Source organism: Glycomyces sp. MUSA5-2 (assembly GCF_037034145.1).
Lineage (GTDB): Bacteria > Actinomycetota > Actinomycetes > Mycobacteriales > Micromonosporaceae > Glycomyces > Glycomyces artemisiae.
The window spans coordinates 455,073-472,073 of record NZ_JBAGKG010000004.1 but is presented as its reverse complement, the minus strand read 5'-3'; the positions used below and the strand labels follow the sequence as shown (position 1 = coordinate 472,073).

General features: G+C 71.3%; 14 protein-coding genes and 1 tRNA gene. 6 read left to right on the top strand and 9 right to left on the bottom strand.

Features of this window, described 5'->3' with window-relative positions; all coding sequences use genetic code 11:
• Nucleotide 1 precedes the first annotated feature (1 nt).
• On the bottom strand, nucleotides 2-331 hold the full coding sequence (locus tag WA640_RS15845; protein ID WP_335988845.1) for a hypothetical protein: 330 nt from the start codon (nucleotides 329-331) through the stop codon (nucleotides 2-4).
• 112 nt (nucleotides 332-443) lie between these two features.
• A tRNA-Val gene (locus WA640_RS15840) sits at nucleotides 444-518 on the bottom strand.
• Between the two features lie 192 nt (nucleotides 519-710).
• On the opposite strand from WA640_RS15840, the gene WA640_RS15835 reads away from it, so the two are divergent.
• Both WA640_RS15835 and WA640_RS15830 read left to right on the top strand, forming a co-directional pair.
• A complete protein-coding gene (locus tag WA640_RS15835) occupies nucleotides 711-3,017 on the top strand; it encodes a rhamnogalacturonan lyase (RefSeq protein ID WP_335988844.1) in 2,307 nt (768 codons plus the stop codon).
• 277 nt (nucleotides 3,018-3,294) lie between these two features.
• Nucleotides 3,295-5,532, top strand: a complete 2,238-nt coding sequence (locus tag WA640_RS15830; RefSeq protein ID WP_335988843.1) for a hypothetical protein — start codon at nucleotides 3,295-3,297, stop codon at nucleotides 5,530-5,532.
• 91 nt (nucleotides 5,533-5,623) lie between these two features.
• Here the strand turns inward: WA640_RS15830 and WA640_RS15825 are convergent, their stop codons facing one another.
• Both WA640_RS15825 and WA640_RS15820 read right to left on the bottom strand, forming a co-directional pair.
• Entirely contained in the window at nucleotides 5,624-6,655 is a 1,032-nt protein-coding gene (locus WA640_RS15825; RefSeq protein WP_335988842.1) for an ABC transporter substrate-binding protein, read from the bottom strand.
• Nucleotides 6,656-6,793: 138 nt separating this feature from the next.
• Nucleotides 6,794-7,804, bottom strand: a complete 1,011-nt coding sequence (locus tag WA640_RS15820; RefSeq protein ID WP_335988841.1) for an ABC transporter substrate-binding protein — start codon at nucleotides 7,802-7,804, stop codon at nucleotides 6,794-6,796.
• Between the two features lie 98 nt (nucleotides 7,805-7,902).
• Between WA640_RS15820 and WA640_RS15815 the strand changes: the two genes are divergently transcribed.
• Genes WA640_RS15815 through WA640_RS15805 form a run of 3 tightly spaced genes read left to right on the top strand, consistent with a single transcriptional unit; the run spans nucleotide 7,903 to nucleotide 10,792 of the window.
• Nucleotides 7,903-8,976, top strand: coding sequence for a FecCD family ABC transporter permease (locus WA640_RS15815; RefSeq protein WP_335988840.1), 1,074 nt, complete (start codon nucleotides 7,903-7,905; stop codon nucleotides 8,974-8,976).
• On the top strand, nucleotides 8,973-9,998 hold the full coding sequence (locus WA640_RS15810; RefSeq protein WP_335988839.1) for a FecCD family ABC transporter permease: 1,026 nt from the start codon (nucleotides 8,973-8,975) through the stop codon (nucleotides 9,996-9,998). The genes WA640_RS15815 and WA640_RS15810 overlap by 4 nt, the downstream gene beginning before the upstream one ends.
• Nucleotides 9,995-10,792 carry an ABC transporter ATP-binding protein gene (locus WA640_RS15805; RefSeq protein ID WP_106365458.1) on the top strand — a complete coding sequence of 266 codons (798 nt, stop codon included), beginning with the start codon at nucleotides 9,995-9,997 and terminating at the stop codon, nucleotides 10,790-10,792. The genes WA640_RS15810 and WA640_RS15805 overlap by 4 nt, the downstream gene beginning before the upstream one ends.
• On the opposite strand, the gene WA640_RS15800 is transcribed toward WA640_RS15805, so the two are convergent.
• The 4 genes from WA640_RS15800 to WA640_RS15785 all read right to left on the bottom strand — a co-directional run bounded on the left by WA640_RS15800 (nucleotide 10,758) and on the right by WA640_RS15785 (nucleotide 15,424).
• Nucleotides 10,758-11,909, bottom strand: coding sequence for a low temperature requirement protein A (locus tag WA640_RS15800; RefSeq protein ID WP_335988838.1), 1,152 nt, complete (start codon nucleotides 11,907-11,909; stop codon nucleotides 10,758-10,760). The two genes, WA640_RS15805 and WA640_RS15800, sit on opposite strands and share 35 nt — an antisense overlap.
• Before the next feature lie 40 nt (nucleotides 11,910-11,949).
• Nucleotides 11,950-13,146: an FAD-dependent monooxygenase gene (locus WA640_RS15795; RefSeq protein WP_335988837.1), complete on the bottom strand. Its 1,197-nt coding sequence runs from the start codon at nucleotides 13,144-13,146 to the stop codon at nucleotides 11,950-11,952.
• 97 nt (nucleotides 13,147-13,243) lie between these two features.
• Nucleotides 13,244-14,659 (bottom strand): sensor histidine kinase, encoded by a 1,416-nt coding sequence (locus tag WA640_RS15790; RefSeq protein WP_335988836.1) that lies wholly within the window; start codon nucleotides 14,657-14,659, stop codon nucleotides 13,244-13,246.
• A 3-nt stretch (nucleotides 14,660-14,662) separates the two neighbouring features.
• Nucleotides 14,663-15,424 carry a response regulator transcription factor gene (locus WA640_RS15785; protein ID WP_335988835.1) on the bottom strand — a complete coding sequence of 254 codons (762 nt, stop codon included), beginning with the start codon at nucleotides 15,422-15,424 and terminating at the stop codon, nucleotides 14,663-14,665.
• 228 nt (nucleotides 15,425-15,652) lie between these two features.
• On the opposite strand from WA640_RS15785, the gene WA640_RS15780 reads away from it, so the two are divergent.
• Nucleotides 15,653-16,504 (top strand): SDR family oxidoreductase, encoded by an 852-nt coding sequence (locus WA640_RS15780; RefSeq protein WP_335988834.1) that lies wholly within the window; start codon nucleotides 15,653-15,655, stop codon nucleotides 16,502-16,504.
• 12 nt (nucleotides 16,505-16,516) lie between these two features.
• Here the strand turns inward: WA640_RS15780 and WA640_RS15775 are convergent, their stop codons facing one another.
• Complete coding sequence (locus tag WA640_RS15775) at nucleotides 16,517-16,939, bottom strand: hypothetical protein (protein WP_335988833.1); 423 nt, start codon at nucleotides 16,937-16,939, stop codon at nucleotides 16,517-16,519.
• Nucleotides 16,940-17,001 lie beyond the last annotated feature (62 nt).

Below are 17,001 nucleotides of genomic sequence, written 5' to 3'. Positions count from 1 at the left end.
GTCAGTTGATCGGGTGGAAGGGATCGATCGGCGGCGGGGCGACCTGGTAGCCCCCGAGGTTGGTGAAGTCGACGTTCGCGATGTCCGCGACGGTGACGAGCGCGGTCCCGCCCACGGACTCGCCGTGGACGGCGATCCCGGCGAGCGCGGTGGACCAAGTGGGCCCGAAGCTGTTGTATCCGGCGATCACTTCCGGTTCCCCGGCCGCGGCGACGCACCGGTCGATGCAGGCCATCAGGTCGCTCTGGAGCGTCCGGAAGCTCTCCGCGACGGTCATGGTCGATTCGGCCGCCCCGGCGGCCTGGTTCGGATTCGTCCCAAGGAAGTCCATGCAGCGAGGGTCCCAGCCCGCCCGCGAGACCGGTCCCTCCCGGACCATGCCACGATCAACGATTCGCCGCGGGCATGCAAAAAGTGCCACTAGTTGTACTAGTGGCACCGGATGGTGGTCGATACTGGGATCGAACCAGTGACCCCTCGCGTGTGAAGCGAGTGCTCTCCCGCTGAGCTAATCGACCGGGACGAGGGGTAACTGTACCGGAGTGCGGCAGGGGCGGATGCGGTGGGGTGGGGGCGGTGTCGGGGCTCACCGGGGGGTTCTTGACAGGGCTTGCCAATGTCGATAGTCTTCGATGCGTTAAATCGTTTCAATTGAGGCGCGGAGGTCCCCCTCGACGCTCCGGCCTCGCAGGAATCGAGGAGCCCCTTCGATGCAACCCCCCAGAAGACTTCGCAGAGCAGTGGCCGTGGCGCTGGTCGGCGTGCTGGCCGGTGCCGGTGTCACCGCCTCGGCGCAGGGCCACGGCGGCCGCCATGACGAGATCCAGTTGGAGGACCTCGACCGCGGCCTGGTCGCCGCGGTCACCGGCGACGGCGTGTTCCTGAGCTGGCGCCTGCTCGCCGACGAGGTCACCGGTTATAACGATTCAGGCCTGGAAGGAGCGGTCTTCAAGGTCTACCGTGACGGCCGCAAGATCGCCACCGTCACCGACTCCACCAACTTCCTCGACACCGCGGGCGACGCGGACGCCGAGTACAAGGTCGTCGCCGTCAAGCGCGGCCGCGACGACGTCTCCGACACCGTCTCGCCCTGGGCCGACGGCTACCTGGACGTGCCGCTCCAGAAGCCCGCCGACGGCGTCACGCCCGCGGGCGAGGCGTACACCTACAAGGCCAACGACATCAGTCCCGGCGACCTCGACGGCGACGGCGACTACGAGTACATCGTCAAGTGGGACCCCTCGAACTCCAAGGACGTCTCCCAGGTCGGCTACACCGGCAACGTCTACCTCGACGCCTACACGCAGGAGGGCGAGCTGCTCTGGCGCATCGACCTCGGCGTGAACATCCGAGCGGGCGCGCACTACACGCAGTTCGACGTCTACGACTTCGACGGCGACGGCAAGGCCGAGGTCATGATGAAGACCGCGCCCGGCACCAAGACCACCTCGTTCGTCAAGGACCGCGAGCAGTACATCACCCTGCCCCGCGACGACCGCCGCGCCGGGGTCACCCACCAGGACGACTACCGGATGTCGGCCGCCGACTACTACGACCACCTCGTGGCGATGTTCCAGGGCTGGAGCGACCACCCCGAGGTCGTGAACGGCGACTGGCCCGCCACCATCGAGGCGGCCCTCGGCGCCGACGCCCAGTTCGACTTCGCGTACCCGCTCTCGCAGGCCGACGCCGAGACCCTCGCCGACTACTTCATCGACGTCTACGCGCCGTCCCGCTCCGCCAGGAACCAGCTCCGCAACTTCCAGGGCTTCATCGTCGACGGACCCGAGTACCTCACGGTCTTCAACGGCCGCACCGGACTTGAGATGGACACCGTGGACTTCCCTGTGGAGCGCGGCGACGACGGCCTCCTGTGGGGCGACTACGCCATGGCCCGCATCGAACCGGGCAACCGGGTCGACCGGTTCCTCTCCGGCGTCGCCTACCTCGACGGGGAGCACCCGAGCGCGATCTTCGCGCGCGGCTACTACACCCGCACCACCGTCACCGCGATCGACTGGGACGGAAGGAACCTGACGCAGCGCTGGCAGGCCGACTCCGGGCACGCCCCGATGTCGAACCCGTTCAACGACGGGCCGCACGGCGTCGAGGGCCCCGACCCCGAATGGGGCACCCTCACCACGCAGGGCGACCACTTCATGCAGGTCGCCGACGTCGACGCCGACGGCAGGCAGGAGATCGTCTACGGCGCGGCGACGCTCGACGACGACGGCTCGCTGCTCTACTCCTCCTACGACACCATGCCGGAGGGCTCGGCGAACCCGGGCGCCTGGGCGAAGCTCGGGCACGGCGACGCCCTGCACGTGGGCGACTTCGACCCCGACCGCGAGGGCCTGGAGATCTTCTCGGTCTTCGAGGGCGGCACGTGGGCGCCGTACGGCTACGCGATGCGCGACGCCGCGACCGGCGAGGTCCTGTGGGGCGGCTACACCGGCCGCGACACCGGGCGCGGGATGGTCGGCGACATCGACCCGTCGATCCCCGGGGTCGAAGCCTGGGCGGGCCTGCCGCCGGACCAGGCCGGGAACCCCGAGGGCCTGTTCACCGTCACCGGCGAGCCCATCGAGGGCGCCGCGCCGGGCACGAACATGAGCATCCGCTGGGACGCCGACCTGACGACCCAGCTCGTCCACGGCGCGGACGCCGCCACCGTCGAGGAGACGACGATCCGCGACTACCAGGACGGCGTGGTCCTCGACGCCGCCGGGACCCTGACCAACAACTACACCAAGGGGAACCCGGGCCTCGTGGCCGACGTGCTCGGCGACTGGCGCGAGGAGCTCCTGGTGCGCACCAGCGACTCCAGCGCGATCCGGATCTTCACGTCGACGGAGGTCACCGACCACAAGCTGTTCACGCTGATGCACGACCCGCAGTACCGCGTGGGCGTGGCGAACCAGCAGACCACCTACAACCAGCCGCAGTACACGAGCTTCTACCTGGCCTCGGACATGGACTTCGGCGACGTGCGGGTGCCCGACTACTACACGCCGTGACCGCGACGGCTTGAGATGAGATGAGATGAGGAACTGAGGCGGGCCGCGGATCGTACATCCTATTTCCTATAGGATGTACGATCCGCGGCCCGCCTCCATTTCGTACGGTGCCCTCGCATGGTGCCCGCACGGCGGCGTGGCCGAATTGAGACGTGGGATGATACGAGGAATTCACCTGGAGGTCTTGCGCAGGCCCAGGTGTTGCGGTTGAGTGAGTACCGCCCCATCACCAGCTTCCGGCGCCCCGCGCCGAGCACAAGAGCATTGGAGCTTCCCCGTGCAGTCCCTCAGACGGCGTGCCCGACTCGCGGCGGCGGCCGCGGGCGCGGTCATCATCGGCGCCTCCGGGTTCCTCTTCGCCTCGCAGGCGCAGGCCCAGGCCGACATCGTCCACATCGGTGCGGTCCAGGGCTCCATCGAGGACGGCGACACCGACTTCTCCTCGCCCCTCGCGGGCCAGACCGTGTACGTGCAGGGCATCGTCACCCAGGAGACCCTCGACCCCTCGGGCAACAAGGGCTTCTTCCTCCAGGAGCGCGCCGACGCGACCGACGGCGACGCGAACTCCTCCGACGGCATCTTCGTGTTCAACAACCAGTACTCGACGCTGCGGACCCTCGCGGGCTCCCCGGCGCGCGAAGAGCTGGGCGCCAACTGGACCGTGAACGTGGGCGACGAGATCGTCCTGCGCGGCGTCGTCGGCTCCTACTTCGGGAACATCCAGTTCTCGGGCGGCTCCGCGTACGTCTACGACGTGGTGGAGACCGGCCTCGACCCGCTCGCCGAGGTCGAGTCCGTGGAGGTCGACCCGCCGGACGACGCGAAGGCGTCCCTTGAGTACATGCGCCGCCACCTCGGCATGCAGATGACCGTCCCGGCCGACTCGGTGGTCACGGCCGGTCGCGACGTGTTCTCCTCCGGCGGCGAGGTCTGGGCCATGCGCGGCGATTCCGAAGCGGCGCAGCAGGACGGCTACGCCGCCCGCGCCTACCGCGACGCGCACCCGCTCGACACGGTCGAGGGGAACTTCGACGACGGCAACGGCTACCTGTTCGTCATCGGCGACCTGGGCATCCGGGCCACCGCGGGCACCACCGAGTCGATCATCGCCCCCGCGAAGACCTACGACGTGATCACCGAGGCCGCCACCGGCGGGATCTACCTCTCGTTCGCGAAGTACGCGGTCGAGGTCGCCGAGGACCTTGTCCTCGAAGGCGGCCTGGAGCCCGCGGAGAACGAGCCGGTCGAGGCTGCGGGCAAGCACGAGGCGTCCGTGGCCTCGTACAACATCGAGAACCTGTACGACACCCGCGACAACCCGAACTCGGGCTGCGACTTTACCGGCAACGCCGGGTGCACCGACCCCGAGGACCCCGAGGGGAACGTCAGCCCGCCGTTCGACTACGTGCCCTCGACCTATGAGGAGTACGAGGCGCAGCTCCAGCGCCAGGCCGCGCAGATCGTCGAGGACCTGAAGAGCCCCGCGATCCTCATGACGCAGGAGGGCGAGGCCCAGGACGTCTGCTCGGTCAACCCCGAGTGGACGAAGGACTCCGACCTCGGCGAGGACCGGCTCGTGTGCGACCTGGTGAACACCGGCGACGCGAACACCGGCGGCGACGGCGCGCCCGACTCGATCCAGGAGCTCGCGCTCGTCATCGCCGAGTACGGCGGCCCGACCTACACGGCCGTCGGCGACCTCGACGCGGCCGACACCCGCGGCATCATGACCGGCTTCCTGTACCAGCCCAAGCTGGCCGGCCTGTCGAACGTGAAGTCCTGGGACCCGGTCTTCGGCGACTCGCCCGAGATCGACTACCCGACCGAGGCCGACGCGATCAACGCGGACTTGCAGAACCCGAAGGCCCTGAACGCCTCGCTCCCGCAGGACGTCATCGACCAGTGCAAGTCCTCGGGCGTGTTCGCGTGCAACGGCTTCGACGTGTTCAGCCGCGCCGCGCAGGCCGCGAAGTTCTACTTCAAGGACAAGCACGGCCGGAACATCGGCGAGATCTACCTGATCAACAACCACTTCTCGTCGAGCCCGAACACGCGCGTGCTGCACCGCACCGAGCAGGCCAACTACGTGGCGGCGATCAGCGCGGCGATCCTCGACCACCAGCGCCGGGCGAAGGTCCTCGCGGGCGGCGACTTCAACGTCTTCCCGCGCCCCGACGACCCGTTCGCCGAGGGCCAGGTCATCGCGGGGGACTGGACCGGCCCGTCGGACCAGCTCGCCGGGATGTACGAGGACTCGGGCCTGTGCTCGCTGTACGACGTGCAGGTGGAGGACCACCCGGCGGCCGCGTACTCCTACACCTATGTGGGCCAGACGCAGACGCTCGACCAGATGTTCGCGTCCCCGGCGCTGCTGCGCGAGGTCGAGTGGACCGGCTCGGCGCACATCAACGCCGACTACCCGGCCGACGCGTGGGACTTCGGCGAGGAGCCCGCTTACGGGCGCTACGGCGTCTCCGACCACGACCCGTCCGTCGTGGTGTTCGACATCAAGTAGTCGAGTAGCGCAAGGCGAAAGGGCGGGGGCCACGCAACCCCCGCCCTTTCTCACTTTGCATTCAGTTGTGGGAGTGGAAGAGCGGTCTGCCTTAGACCAGCTTCTTCGCGTTCTTGATGGCGTCGGCTAGCGCCTCGATGGAGACGGCGGCGAGGCCGTAGGAGTACATGGGCTCGGCCTCCCACGCGACGACCTGGCCCTCCTGGACGGCCGGGAGGGCGGTCCAGGTCGGGAACTCGGTGAGCGCGTCGGGCTGGAGGGCCTGGATGCGCGAGTCGAGGAAGAGGACGTCGGCGGGGTACTTGTCGGCGTTCTCCCACGAGAGGCTCTCGAAGTAGCCGCCCTCGTCGAGGTTGTCGGGCTGCACGAAGTTGACGCCCAGCTCGGTGAAGAACCGCATGTCGTTGCCCATGGCCGGGTTCGAGGCGTAGAAGACCTCGGCGGCCGCGGAGCAGGCGAGGACGGTGACGGGGTTGGCGGCGGCGGCCTCGGTGAGGGCCGCGACGGCGGCGTCGTACCGCTCCTTGTTCGCGGTGTTCTCGTCCGATTCGAGGTCGGCTCCGAGGCTCTCGGCGAGCTCGGCGTGGCGGCCGATGACCGCGTCGAGGGTGTTCGCGCCGTCGTCGGCGCTCAGGGCCACGACCTCGGCGAGTCCGGTGATGTTGTCCTTGGACTCCTCGGGGATGTACCAGAGGGTCGCCGGGTCGTAGTAGAAGTGGGTGAGCAGGACCTCGGGGCCCCAGCTCGCGTATTTCTCGACGTCGAACTCGCCGTAGGTGTTCCCGAAGACTTCGAGGTCGCCGACGGGGAGGTTCCCGGCCTGGCTGGTGGCGGTGCCGTCCTCGTTGGTGGTGGGGCCGAAGACGGCGGGGACCTCGATGCCGAAGTCGTACAGCGCGGCGGCCATGCCGGTGTAGGCGACGAGCTTGGTGGGGACGTGGTCGAGCTCGGAGGTGACGGGCTGGTCGTCGGTGAACGACCAGGGGCCGGTCGACTCGGCGCCGGAGTCGGCGTCGTCGTCGCCCGAGCCGCAGGCGGCGAGCGCCCCGGTGAGGCCGAGGGCGCCGCCCCCGGCGAGCAGGCCGCGGCGGCCGAGCTTGACCTTGTCGGCATCGAATGCCATGTGAACTTCTCCTTCGTGCAGGGGCGGGGGGCCGGAACAGGCGGTCGGATTGCGGGACTGGCCCGGCCGAACCGAGGTTAGGCTAGCCTAACCAGAATGCGGGCGCGTGACCTGGGCCGGTCACGTGGCGTCAGCCACTCAGAGCGCCTGGCCCGAGGTGAGCCCCTCGGCGATCCGCTCCAGCTCGATCGCGCCGCCGACGTGCGAGTACACCGGCTCGGCGTTCCAGCCGTAGACCTGCCCGGCCTCCACTGCCGGGAGCGCCGCCCAGGTGGGCTGCTCGGCGCGGAGCTGCTCGGCCGTGAGGTTCCCGGTCCGGGTGTCGAGGAAGATGACGTCGGCGTCGTACTTGTCGACGTTCTCCCAGGACAGCAGCTCCCAGTAGTTGTTCTGGTCGGGGTTGTCGGGGACCACGAGGTCGACGCCGAGCTCGGTGCTCTTGGCGAGGATGTTGAACGTCGGCGGGTTCGCGATGTACAGCCCGTCGGGCCACGCGCCCACGGCGAGGACCTTGAGCGGCTTCTCGGCGACGGCGGCGGCCACGGACCCCGCGGCGTTCCCGAAGCGCTCCACGGCCGCGGCGTTCTCCTCGGAGTTCAGGTCCGCGCCGAGCGCTTCGGCAAGGGCCGCATGGCGGTCGATGATCTGGTCGATCGTGGGCTTCGAGACCTCGATGCCGATGCCCGGCGCGAGCGACTCGATCTCCTCCAGCCGGTCCTCGGGCACGAACCACAGGTCGAAGCCCTCGTAGTAGTGGGAGACGAGGAGTTCGGGCCCGAGCGCGGCGTACTGCTCGACGTCGAACTCGCCCCAGGCGTTGCCGAGCACGGTCAGCTCCTCCACAGGCAGCCGCCCGGCCTGGAGGTCCGGCTGCCCGTCGGAGAGCGTGGTCGGCCCGAAGACCGCCGCGACCTCGACGCCGTAGTCGTACAGGGCCGCGGCCAGGCCGGTGAACGCGACGATCTTCGTCGGCACGGCCGCGAGCTTCACGTCCTCGCCGCTGCGCTCGTCGAGGAACGAGAACGGCCTGCCGTCGGGCTCGGTCTGCACGGGAACAGGGTCGTCGCTGCACGCGGCCAGGAGGGAGGCGGCGCCGAGGCCGCCCGTGGCGGCGAAGAGGCGGCGGCGGTCGAAAGCGGGGAGTGGCACGGCGAACTCCTTCGGAGGGTGATCGGCGATGGCGGGGGAAGCGACGGTTAGGTTAGCCTAAACAAAACCGCAGCCACTATCCCCGCCGGAGACCGCACTTGTCAACCGCGCACCGCGCCCCCTCCGCACCGCCCGCAGCGGCGGTCGAAGGCCCAAGGGACGCAAGCGAACCCGCGCCCCGCTCGCGCAACGCGCGCCGCATCACCGGACTCGTGGTCCTCGTTGCGGTCATCGCGGCCCTCGCCGTCGCGAGCGTCGCGCTCGGGGCCCGCGCGATGGACCTCGGCCAGGTGTGGGCCGGGCTCACCGACCCCGCCTCCGACGCCTACCCCGTGGTCACCGAGCTGCGCCTGCCCCGCACCGCCCTCGGCCTCGCGGCCGGGGCCGCGCTCGGCCTCGCCGGGGCCCTCATGCAGGCCATGACCCGCAACCCGCTCGCCGACCCCGGCCTCCTCGGCGTCAACACCGGCGCCGCCGCCGCGGTCGTCACCGCCGCGTACTTCCTCGGCTTCTCCGGGTTCGCGCAGACCATCGGGTTCGCGTTCGCGGGCGCGGCCGTCGCCACGGTCGCGACCTACCTCATCGCCGGGGCCGCCACCGCGACCCCCGCCCGGCTCGCGCTGGCGGGCGCCGCCGTCACCGCCGCCGGGTACGCGTACGTCTCCGCGATCCAGCTCATGGACGCCGCGTCCCTGGAGACCATGCGGTTCTGGTCCGTCGGCTCGCTCGTCAACGCCCACACCGCGCCGATCCTGCCCGTGGTGATCCTCATCGGCGTCGCGGCCGTCGTCGGCATCCTCCTTGCCCGGCCGCTCAACGCCCTCGCGCTCGGCGACGCCACCGCGACCGGCCTCGGCGTCGACCCGCGGGTGCTGCGCGTCGCCGGGATCGCCGCGATCACCGTCCTCGCCGGGACCGCGACGGCCGTGTGCGGCCCGATCGTCTTCGTCGGCCTCGTCGTGCCGCACGTCGTGCGGGCCTTCACCGGGCCCGACCAGAACTGGGTCCTGCCCTACTCGATGCTCACCGGCGCCGCGTTCCTCGTCCTCATGGACGTCATCGGCCGCCTCGCCGCCCGCCCCGCCGAAGTCCAGGTCGGCATCGTCTGCGCCGTCGTCGGCGGCCCGTTCTTCATCTCCCTCGTCAGCCGCAGGAAGGTGGCCCGGCTGTGACCGTCCTCCGACTCGGCGGCTACTCGATCCGCCTGCGCCACCGCGTGCTCGCCGCGGTCCTCGGCTCCCTCGCCGTGCTCGCCGCCGTCGCGATGTGGTCGGCCGCAACGGGATCGACGTCCCTCGGCCTCGAACGCGTCTGGGACGCCCTCCTCGGCCAGGGCACCAAGGGCGACGAGTTCATCCTCTGGACGCTGCGCCTGCCGCGCCTCGCCACCGGCCTCGCCGTCGGCGCCTGCATGGGCCTCGCCGGGGCCCTCTTCCAGACCCTCACCCGCAACCCCCTCGGCAGCCCCGACCTCCTCGGCCTCACCCAGGGCGCCACCACCGGCGCGCTCATCGCCATCATCGTCACCGGCGCGTCCCTCCAGGTCACCACCGTCCTCGCCGCGGTCGGCGCGCTCGCCACCGGCCTGCTCATCTGGACCCTGACGCGCGGCGGCGACCCCTCCGGGTACCGGCTCGTCCTCGTCGGCATCGGCGTCTCCGCGATCCTCGCCGGGATCAACGGGTACCTGCTCACCCGCACCACGATCGTCGACGCGTTCCGCGCCGTCTACTGGCTCACCGGCGACCTCTCCGGCCGCGACTTCAGCCAGGCCGCCGTCGTCGGCATCGTCCTCGCCGCCGGGCTCGTCGTCATCGCGTTCCTCCACCGCGGCCTCGACTCCCTGCGCCTCGGCGAGGCCGCCGCCACCGGCCTCGGCGTCCGCGTCGGCGCCACCCGCGTCACCGCGCTCGTCACCGCCTCCGTGCTCACCGCCGGGGCCGTCGCCGTCGCCGGGCCGCTCGCGTTCGTCGCCCTCGCCGCGCCCCACATCGCCGCCCGCCTCACCGGCTCCGCCCGGAGCCTCCTGTGCTCGGCCCTCGTCGGCGCCCTCATCGTGACGGCCGCCGACATGATCGCCGTCGCCGGCGTCGGCGACCGCCAGCTGCCCACCGGCGTCGTCACCGGCGTCGTCGGCGGCGCCTATCTCATCTGGCTGCTCATCGCCAACCGCAAGAAGGGGATCCTGTCGTGACCGCTAGCCCGCTCGCCGCCCGCGAAGCCACCCTCGGCTACGGCCGCCACGTCATCAGCGAGGGCCTCACCGTCGACGTCCCCGAAGGGGAGTTCACGGTCATCATGGGCCCCAACGCCTGCGGCAAGTCCACCCTCCTCAAGGCCCTGGCGCGCATGCTCAAGCCCTCGCACGGGACGGTCCTCCTCGACGGCAAGGACATCCACCACCAGCCCACCCGCGCCGTCGCCCGCCGCCTCGGCCTGCTCCCGCAGTCCCCGATCGCGCCCGACGGCATCACCGTCGCCGACCTCGTCGCCCGCGGACGCTACCCCCACCAGGGGATCCTCCGCCAGTGGTCCGCCGAGGACGAGCGCGTCGTCGCCGAGGCCATGGACGCCACCGACATCGCCGACCTCGCCTCCCGCGGCGTCGACGAGCTCTCCGGCGGCCAGCGCCAGCGCGTGTGGATCGCGATGGTCCTCGCCCAGCAGACCCCGCTGCTCCTGCTCGACGAGCCCACCACCTACCTCGACATCACGCACCAGATCGAGGTCCTCGACCTGTGCGCGAAGCTCCACCGCGAGGGCCGCACCCTCGTGGCGGTCCTCCACGACCTCAACCAGGCCGCCCGCTACGCCACGCACCTCATCGCGATGCGCGACGGCGCGGTCGTCGCCGAGGGCGCCCCCGCCGACATCGTCACCGCCGAGACCGTCCAGGAGGTCTTCGACCTGCCGTGCCGGATCATCGACGACCCCGAGTCCGGGACGCCTTTGGTCATTCCGCGGGCGCTGGCCGCGGCGCCGCGCTAGCCCGGCCCTCCAGCGCGAGCGCGCCGACCAGGACGACCACGACGGCCGCGAGCTGGAGCGCGGTGTTGACCAGGCCGAGCGGCGCGACCGCGAGCACGGCCGCGGCGAGCACGACTCGCTCCCACGGCCTCGGCAGCCGCATCGACCACCGCAGCCCGGCCGTCCCCAGCATGAACGCCGCGACGCCGCCCGACAGCAGCACCGCCGACTCGAAGTCCAAGGGCGACAGCGCATGTCCGACGGCGTGCTTGAGGCCTGCGGCGAACACGAGGATGCCGACGAGCACCGGGATGAACGCGTACGACAGGCCCGCGAGGACCTTCCGGACCCGTTTCACCTGGTCCGTCGTGGCCTTGAGCGCGTGCTCGGTGCCGGGCAGGTCCCGCACGAACAGCGACCACCACAGGCACGCGCCGATCGCAAGGCCCAGGACCGCCGCGACGAGCAGGTCCGCGTCCACCGGCAGCCCGCGGGCGCCGATCCCGATCGCCACGACCGACTCGCCGAGGGCCACGATGACGACCAGGCCGTGCCGCTCGGTGATGTGCGCGGGGTGGAGGTTCAGGCCGCGCTGGCCGTGCCAGACCGGGACGGACCACACGATGGCGGCGGCGAGTGCCCAGAACCCGTAGCGCCAGGCTCCTGCGGGCCCGATCTCGGCCGCGAACACGGCGGCGACCGCGGCGAGGTTCGCGACGAACACCGGGCCGAACGCGCGGGCGGCCTGGAGGTACATGAGGCCGTGCACGAGCACGACGACGAGCATGCCGATCGCGATCCACACGCTGCCGCTATCGAACGCGGCGGGGATCGTGAGCGCGACGACGAGCCATCCGGCCATGGCGCACAGGAGGAGGATGCGGCGGGCGGGGCGCACGGGCGGGATGACGTTGGTGAGCCACGAGTACCCGGCGTACATCCACCACAGGAACCCGAACATGAGCACGGTCTGGAGCAGGCCCTCGGCCGGGTCGTAGGCGATGATCGCGGTGAACTGGGCGACCGTGAAGACGAAGATGAGGTCGAAGAACAGTTCCAGTGTGGAGACGGGCAGTTCGTCCTCGTCGCGGACGGGGGCGATCCGCTCGACGAACCACCGGGGGAGGAGTCGTGTCACGGTCGCCGACATTAGCACGGCGCCGCGGCCCGGCTCCCGGTCATTTCTCGTAGTCGGGCAGGTCGATCGCGGTGGCCGCGCGGTGGATGGCCTTGACGACGGGGGCCATGAGCCGGTCCTTGCCGGGGAGGCGCGAGGCGAGCTTGAGGAACCCGATGCCGAAGCGCACCTGGGCGTCGCTGCGCATGACCATGCTCTTGACGTTCTTGGGGCCGAGCGCCTGGTTGGCCGCGGCGAAGGGCCGCATCCGCTCCTCGTAGGCCCGGAACGCGCGCTCGTGGCCGCCGTCCCGGCCGAGTTCCCCGGCGAGGACGTAGGCGCCGACGAGCGCGAGGCTCGTGCCCTGCCCGGAGGCGGCGGAGGCGGCGTGCGCGGCGTCGCCGAGGAGCACGACCCGGCCCTGCGACCACCGGTCCATGCGGACCTGCGCGAGCGGGTCGAGGTACAGGTCCTCGGCGTCCGCGGCCGCTTCGAGGAGCCTGGGGATCTCCCATCCCTCGCCGGCGTAGGCGTCGCGCAGGACTTTCACCTGGCCGTCGCGGTCGCGCCGCTCGTCGCCGAGCCCGGTAGCGGCCCAGAGGAACAGCGCGGTCGCGTCGTCGCTTCCGGCGGTGTTGTAGACGAGGGCGGTGCGCCCGGCGCCGACGTAGGTCATCTCGCACCGGTCGAGGCCGAGCGTGTTGGGCACGGTGCACGAGGCGACGCCGTACCCGAGGTCCACGACGTGGTCGCCGGGGAAGGCGGCGCGGCGGGTTCTGGAGTGGAGCCCGTCGGCGCCCGCGACGAGGTCGAACCGCTCGCTGCGGCCGCTCTCGAACACGACGTCGACGCCGTCGCCGTCCTGTTCGAGGGTGGCGATCGAGTCGTCGAAGCGGTACTCGACCGTGTCGGCGGTGAGGCCGTGGATGAGCCGCGCGAGCGCGCCGCGGTGGATCTCGGCGTCGCCGTGGACGCGCCCGCCGAAGGTGTCGGCGTCCATCGCGGCGGCTTTGCGGCCCTTGGCGTCCACGATGAACGCCTCCTGCATGTCGGTGCGCGCCTCGCGGATCGCGTCGAGGACGCCCATGCGCTCGACGACCGTGAGGGCCGCGCCGCGCACGTCGATCTTGTAGCCGCCGGGCCGCAGCGCGGGGGCGCGCTCGACCACGACGGGCGCGAAGCCCTTCGCGGCGAGCCAGTGGGCGAGGGTGGTGCCGGCGATGCCGGCACCTGAGATCAGCACGCGTGCAGCGGCCATGGTGGGCTCCGTTCCGAGGGGGCGGCAGGGGGTCCGCGGTCTCAGCGTAGACCTGCGGGGCCCGTTGCACCACTGGGGAGTCCAGCCGGCGGGACGGCTATTCGAGGTGTGCGACCGGGAGCCTGACCTCGATCGTCGTGCCCTCGCCTTCGGCGCTGTCGAGGCGGATGAGGCCGCCGTGGGCGGCGACGATCGAGGACACGATGGACAGCCCGAGCCCGGAGCCGCCGGTGGCGCGCGAGCGGGACGGGTCGGCCCGGTAGAACCGGTCGAAGACCTTCTGCCGGTGCTCGGCGGGGATGCCGGGGCCGTGGTCGGCGACGCGCATGACGGCCCAGCCGTCCTCGGTCTTGACGGACACGTCGATGGCGGTCCCGGCCGGGGTGTGGACGCGCGCGTTGGTGAGCAGGTTGACGAGGACCTGCCGGAGCTGGCCCTCGTTGGCGACCACCGTGACCGGCTCGGCCGCGACCAGGCCCACCGGGTGGGTCGGGTCGGCGACCTCGGCGTCGTCCACGGCGTCCTGCGCGAGCTGCGCCAGCTCGACCAGCTCGCGGTCGCCGCCGACCTCCTCGTCGAGGCGCGAGAGGACCATGAGGTCGTCGACGAGCTTCGCGAGCCTGGCGTTCTCGGATCCGATCCGGTCCATGGCCCGGTCGAGCTTCTCGCCCTGCGCGGCCGCGCCGTTCTGGTACAGCTGCACGTACCCGCCGATCGCGGTGAGCGGCGTGCGCAGCTCGTGCCCGGCGTCGGCCACGAACTGCCGCAGCCGCTCGTGCTGCCGGTCCCGCTGGGTGATCGCGTCGGTCAGCCGCGACACCATCCGGTTGAGCGCCAAGGACAACCGACCCATCTCGGTCCGCGGGTCGGCCGCGGTGATCCGGTGGTCGAGGTGCCCGGTCGCCACGGTCTCGGCGTCGGCCACCATGTGGTCGACCACGCGGAGGCCGCGGCGGGTGATGATCCACGCGGCGAGGATGCCGATGATCGCCACGGCGACGCCGGTGATGAGGACGGTGCGCGTGAGCGTCGAGATGGACGCCTGCACCTCGGTCAGCGGCGTGGCGACGACGAAGGTGTAGATGTCGCCGGTGGTGGTCTGGCGGAAGCTCTGCGCGTAGACCCGGTAGGTCATCGTGCCGTCGGTCGAGGCGACGTTGAAGTACAGGCCGGTCTGCGGGGCCGAGGAGATGTCGGGGAGCGGGTCGGGGTCGTCGGCGGTCCCGGCCTGCTGCTCGGCCACGACCTGGCCGTCGCTGTCGAACAGCAGGAGCGCGTACTGCGAGACGAGCCGCGGCCCTTCGGGCCCGCCCGCGCCGTCGGCGCCGCCGAGGACGTCGACGGTGTTCATCCACATCGACAGGTTGTCCTCGTTGGTGGCCTTGCGCAGCTGCTCGTCGACCTGCCCGGTGAGCTTGTCGGAGACGACGCGCACGGTCACGAACCCGATGACCGCGACGGCCACGATGAGCAGGACCGCCATGGCCGCGGCGATCTTCGTCCTGATGGCCACGGGCTACTCCTGCGGCGGGCGGAGCATGTAGCCGACGCCGCGCACGGTGTGGATGAGCCGGGGGCCGAGCTTGTCGAGCTTGCGGCGCAGGTAGAACACGTACGTCTCGGCGAGGCTCGACTCGGTCTCGAAGTCGTAGCCCCACACCTGCTTGAGCAGCTCCGACTTGGACACCACGCGCCCGGCGTTCGCCGCGAGGTAGCGCAGGAGCCGGAACTCGGTGGGGGACAGGTCGATCGTCTTGCCGTCCCGGGTCACCTGGTGCGCGGCGAGGTCGAGGCTCAGGTCCGCCACCGTGACGGTGTCGGCGGCCTGGCCCGGCGCGGCCTCGCGGCCGATGGTGCGGCGCAGCACGGCCGAGACGCGCAGCGACAGCTCCTCCAGCCGGAACGGCTTCATGAGGTAGTCGTCGCCGCCGGAGCCGAAGCCGTCGCGCAGGTCGTCGGGCGCGGTCCGGGCGGTGAGGAAGATGATCGGGGTCGCGTCGCCGGAGGCCCGCATGCGGTCGGCGACGCCGAACCCGTCGAGGCCCGGCATGTTCACGTCGAGGATCACCAGGTCGGGGCGCACGGACTCGACGGCGGTGAGCGCCTCGGTGCCGCTGCGCGCCGCGCTCACGGTGTAGCCCTGGAACGAGAGGGCTTCGACCAGCAGGTCGGCCAGGCTCTCCTCGTCGTCGACGACCAGGAGACGCGCCGGGGACCCGTCGCCCCGGAGCGGCACCGCAGGCGGTACGGCGCCGGCTGGCCCGCTGGTCGAAGTCATCCACCGCTCCTCAGTACTCGTGCAAGACCCTTTGTGGTTGCCCAGCGTATGCCACCGTTTCCGGCGGTGACAGGGTTCGTGACCGTTTCCAGGCGACTTCCGCGACCGCTCCCAGCGGACGTTCAGGAAACCGCCAGGATCGCGGCCGGAGTGTCGCCCCCGCCCTGCTTTCACCTGAAGTTACTTTCCAGTAATATCAGGGGTCACCGAACCAATGGAGGCAGAGCAATGGAGCCAGCCGTCAGGGCCGCCCTGGTCAAGGACCACCCCCTCAACGGGCGCGCGGCGTTCGTCACCGGCGCCAGCCGCGGCATCGGCGCGGCCATCGCCGTCGCGCTCGGCGCCGCCGGAGCGAAGGTGGCGCTGTTCGCCAAGACCGGCGAACCGCACCCCAAGCTCCCCGGCACCCTCTACGAGACCGCCAAGGCCGTCGAGGCCGCGGGCGGCCAGGCCCTCCCCATCGTCGGCGACCTCCGCGACGCCGAATCCGTCGCCGCGGCCGTCGACCGCGCCGCCGCCGAGTTCGGCGGCCTCGACGCCTGCGTCAACAACGCCTCCGCGCTCGACCTCACCGGCATCGGCGAGCTCTCCCTCAAGAAGTTCGACCTCATCGCGGGCGTCAACCTCCGCGGCACCTTCGCCGCGATCAGCGCCGCCCTCCCGCACCTGCGCGAGTCGGACCACGCGCACCTGCTCACCGTCAGCCCGCCGCTGAACACCGACCCGCGCTGGTTCTCCGGCGGCCCCTACACGGCCACCAAGTACGGCATGACGATCATGACCCTCGGCGCCTCCGAGACCGAGCCCGGCGTCGCCGCGAACTGCCTGTGGCCCAAGACGACCATCGCCACCGCCGCCGTCGAGTTCGCCCTCGGCGGGCAGCCCATGCTCGACCGCTCCCGCAAGCCCGAGATCGTCGCCGACGCGGCGCTGGCGATCCTCTCGCGCGACCCGGAGTCGTACACGGGGAATGCGGTCATGGTCGAGGACCTGCTGGCCTCGATCGGGGTCACCGACCTCGACGAGTACGCGGTCGTGCCGGGCACGACCGACTTCCAGCCTGACATCTACGTCGATTAGAGGCGCGGTCGGCTACGTGCGCGGGAAGTCCTCGTCGGTGAGCCGCTCCAGGGCCGCCAGCTCCTCGCGGCGCCGCTCGGCGACCTGCTTGGGGATGCCGGCGATCACGACGGCGGCGCCTGCGGCGAGGACGCCCGCGATCACGAGCCTGACGACGCCCCAGCCGGTCTCGCGGGTCTCCCACTCGCCGAGCTCGGCGCAAACGCCCATCTCGGTGCCGCCGTCGGGCGCGGGCGTCTCGCACAGCGCGGACGGGCTGACCCGCTCGCCGTCGTAGTAGAGGACCCGCTCCTCACCCGGCATCGCGGTGAGGAACAGGACCACGGCGAGCGCGAGCGTCACGGCCGCGGTGACCGCCGAGACCAGGGGCGTGTCGGGGATCGCGAACCGGCGCCTGCCGCTGCGGCCCTGGGGAGCTTGACCCCTGTTGAACATCCCGGCCCTCTCGCGTTCGGTCCGGCGGCCGGTGCGGCCGCCGGACCGATGGTAACGCGCAG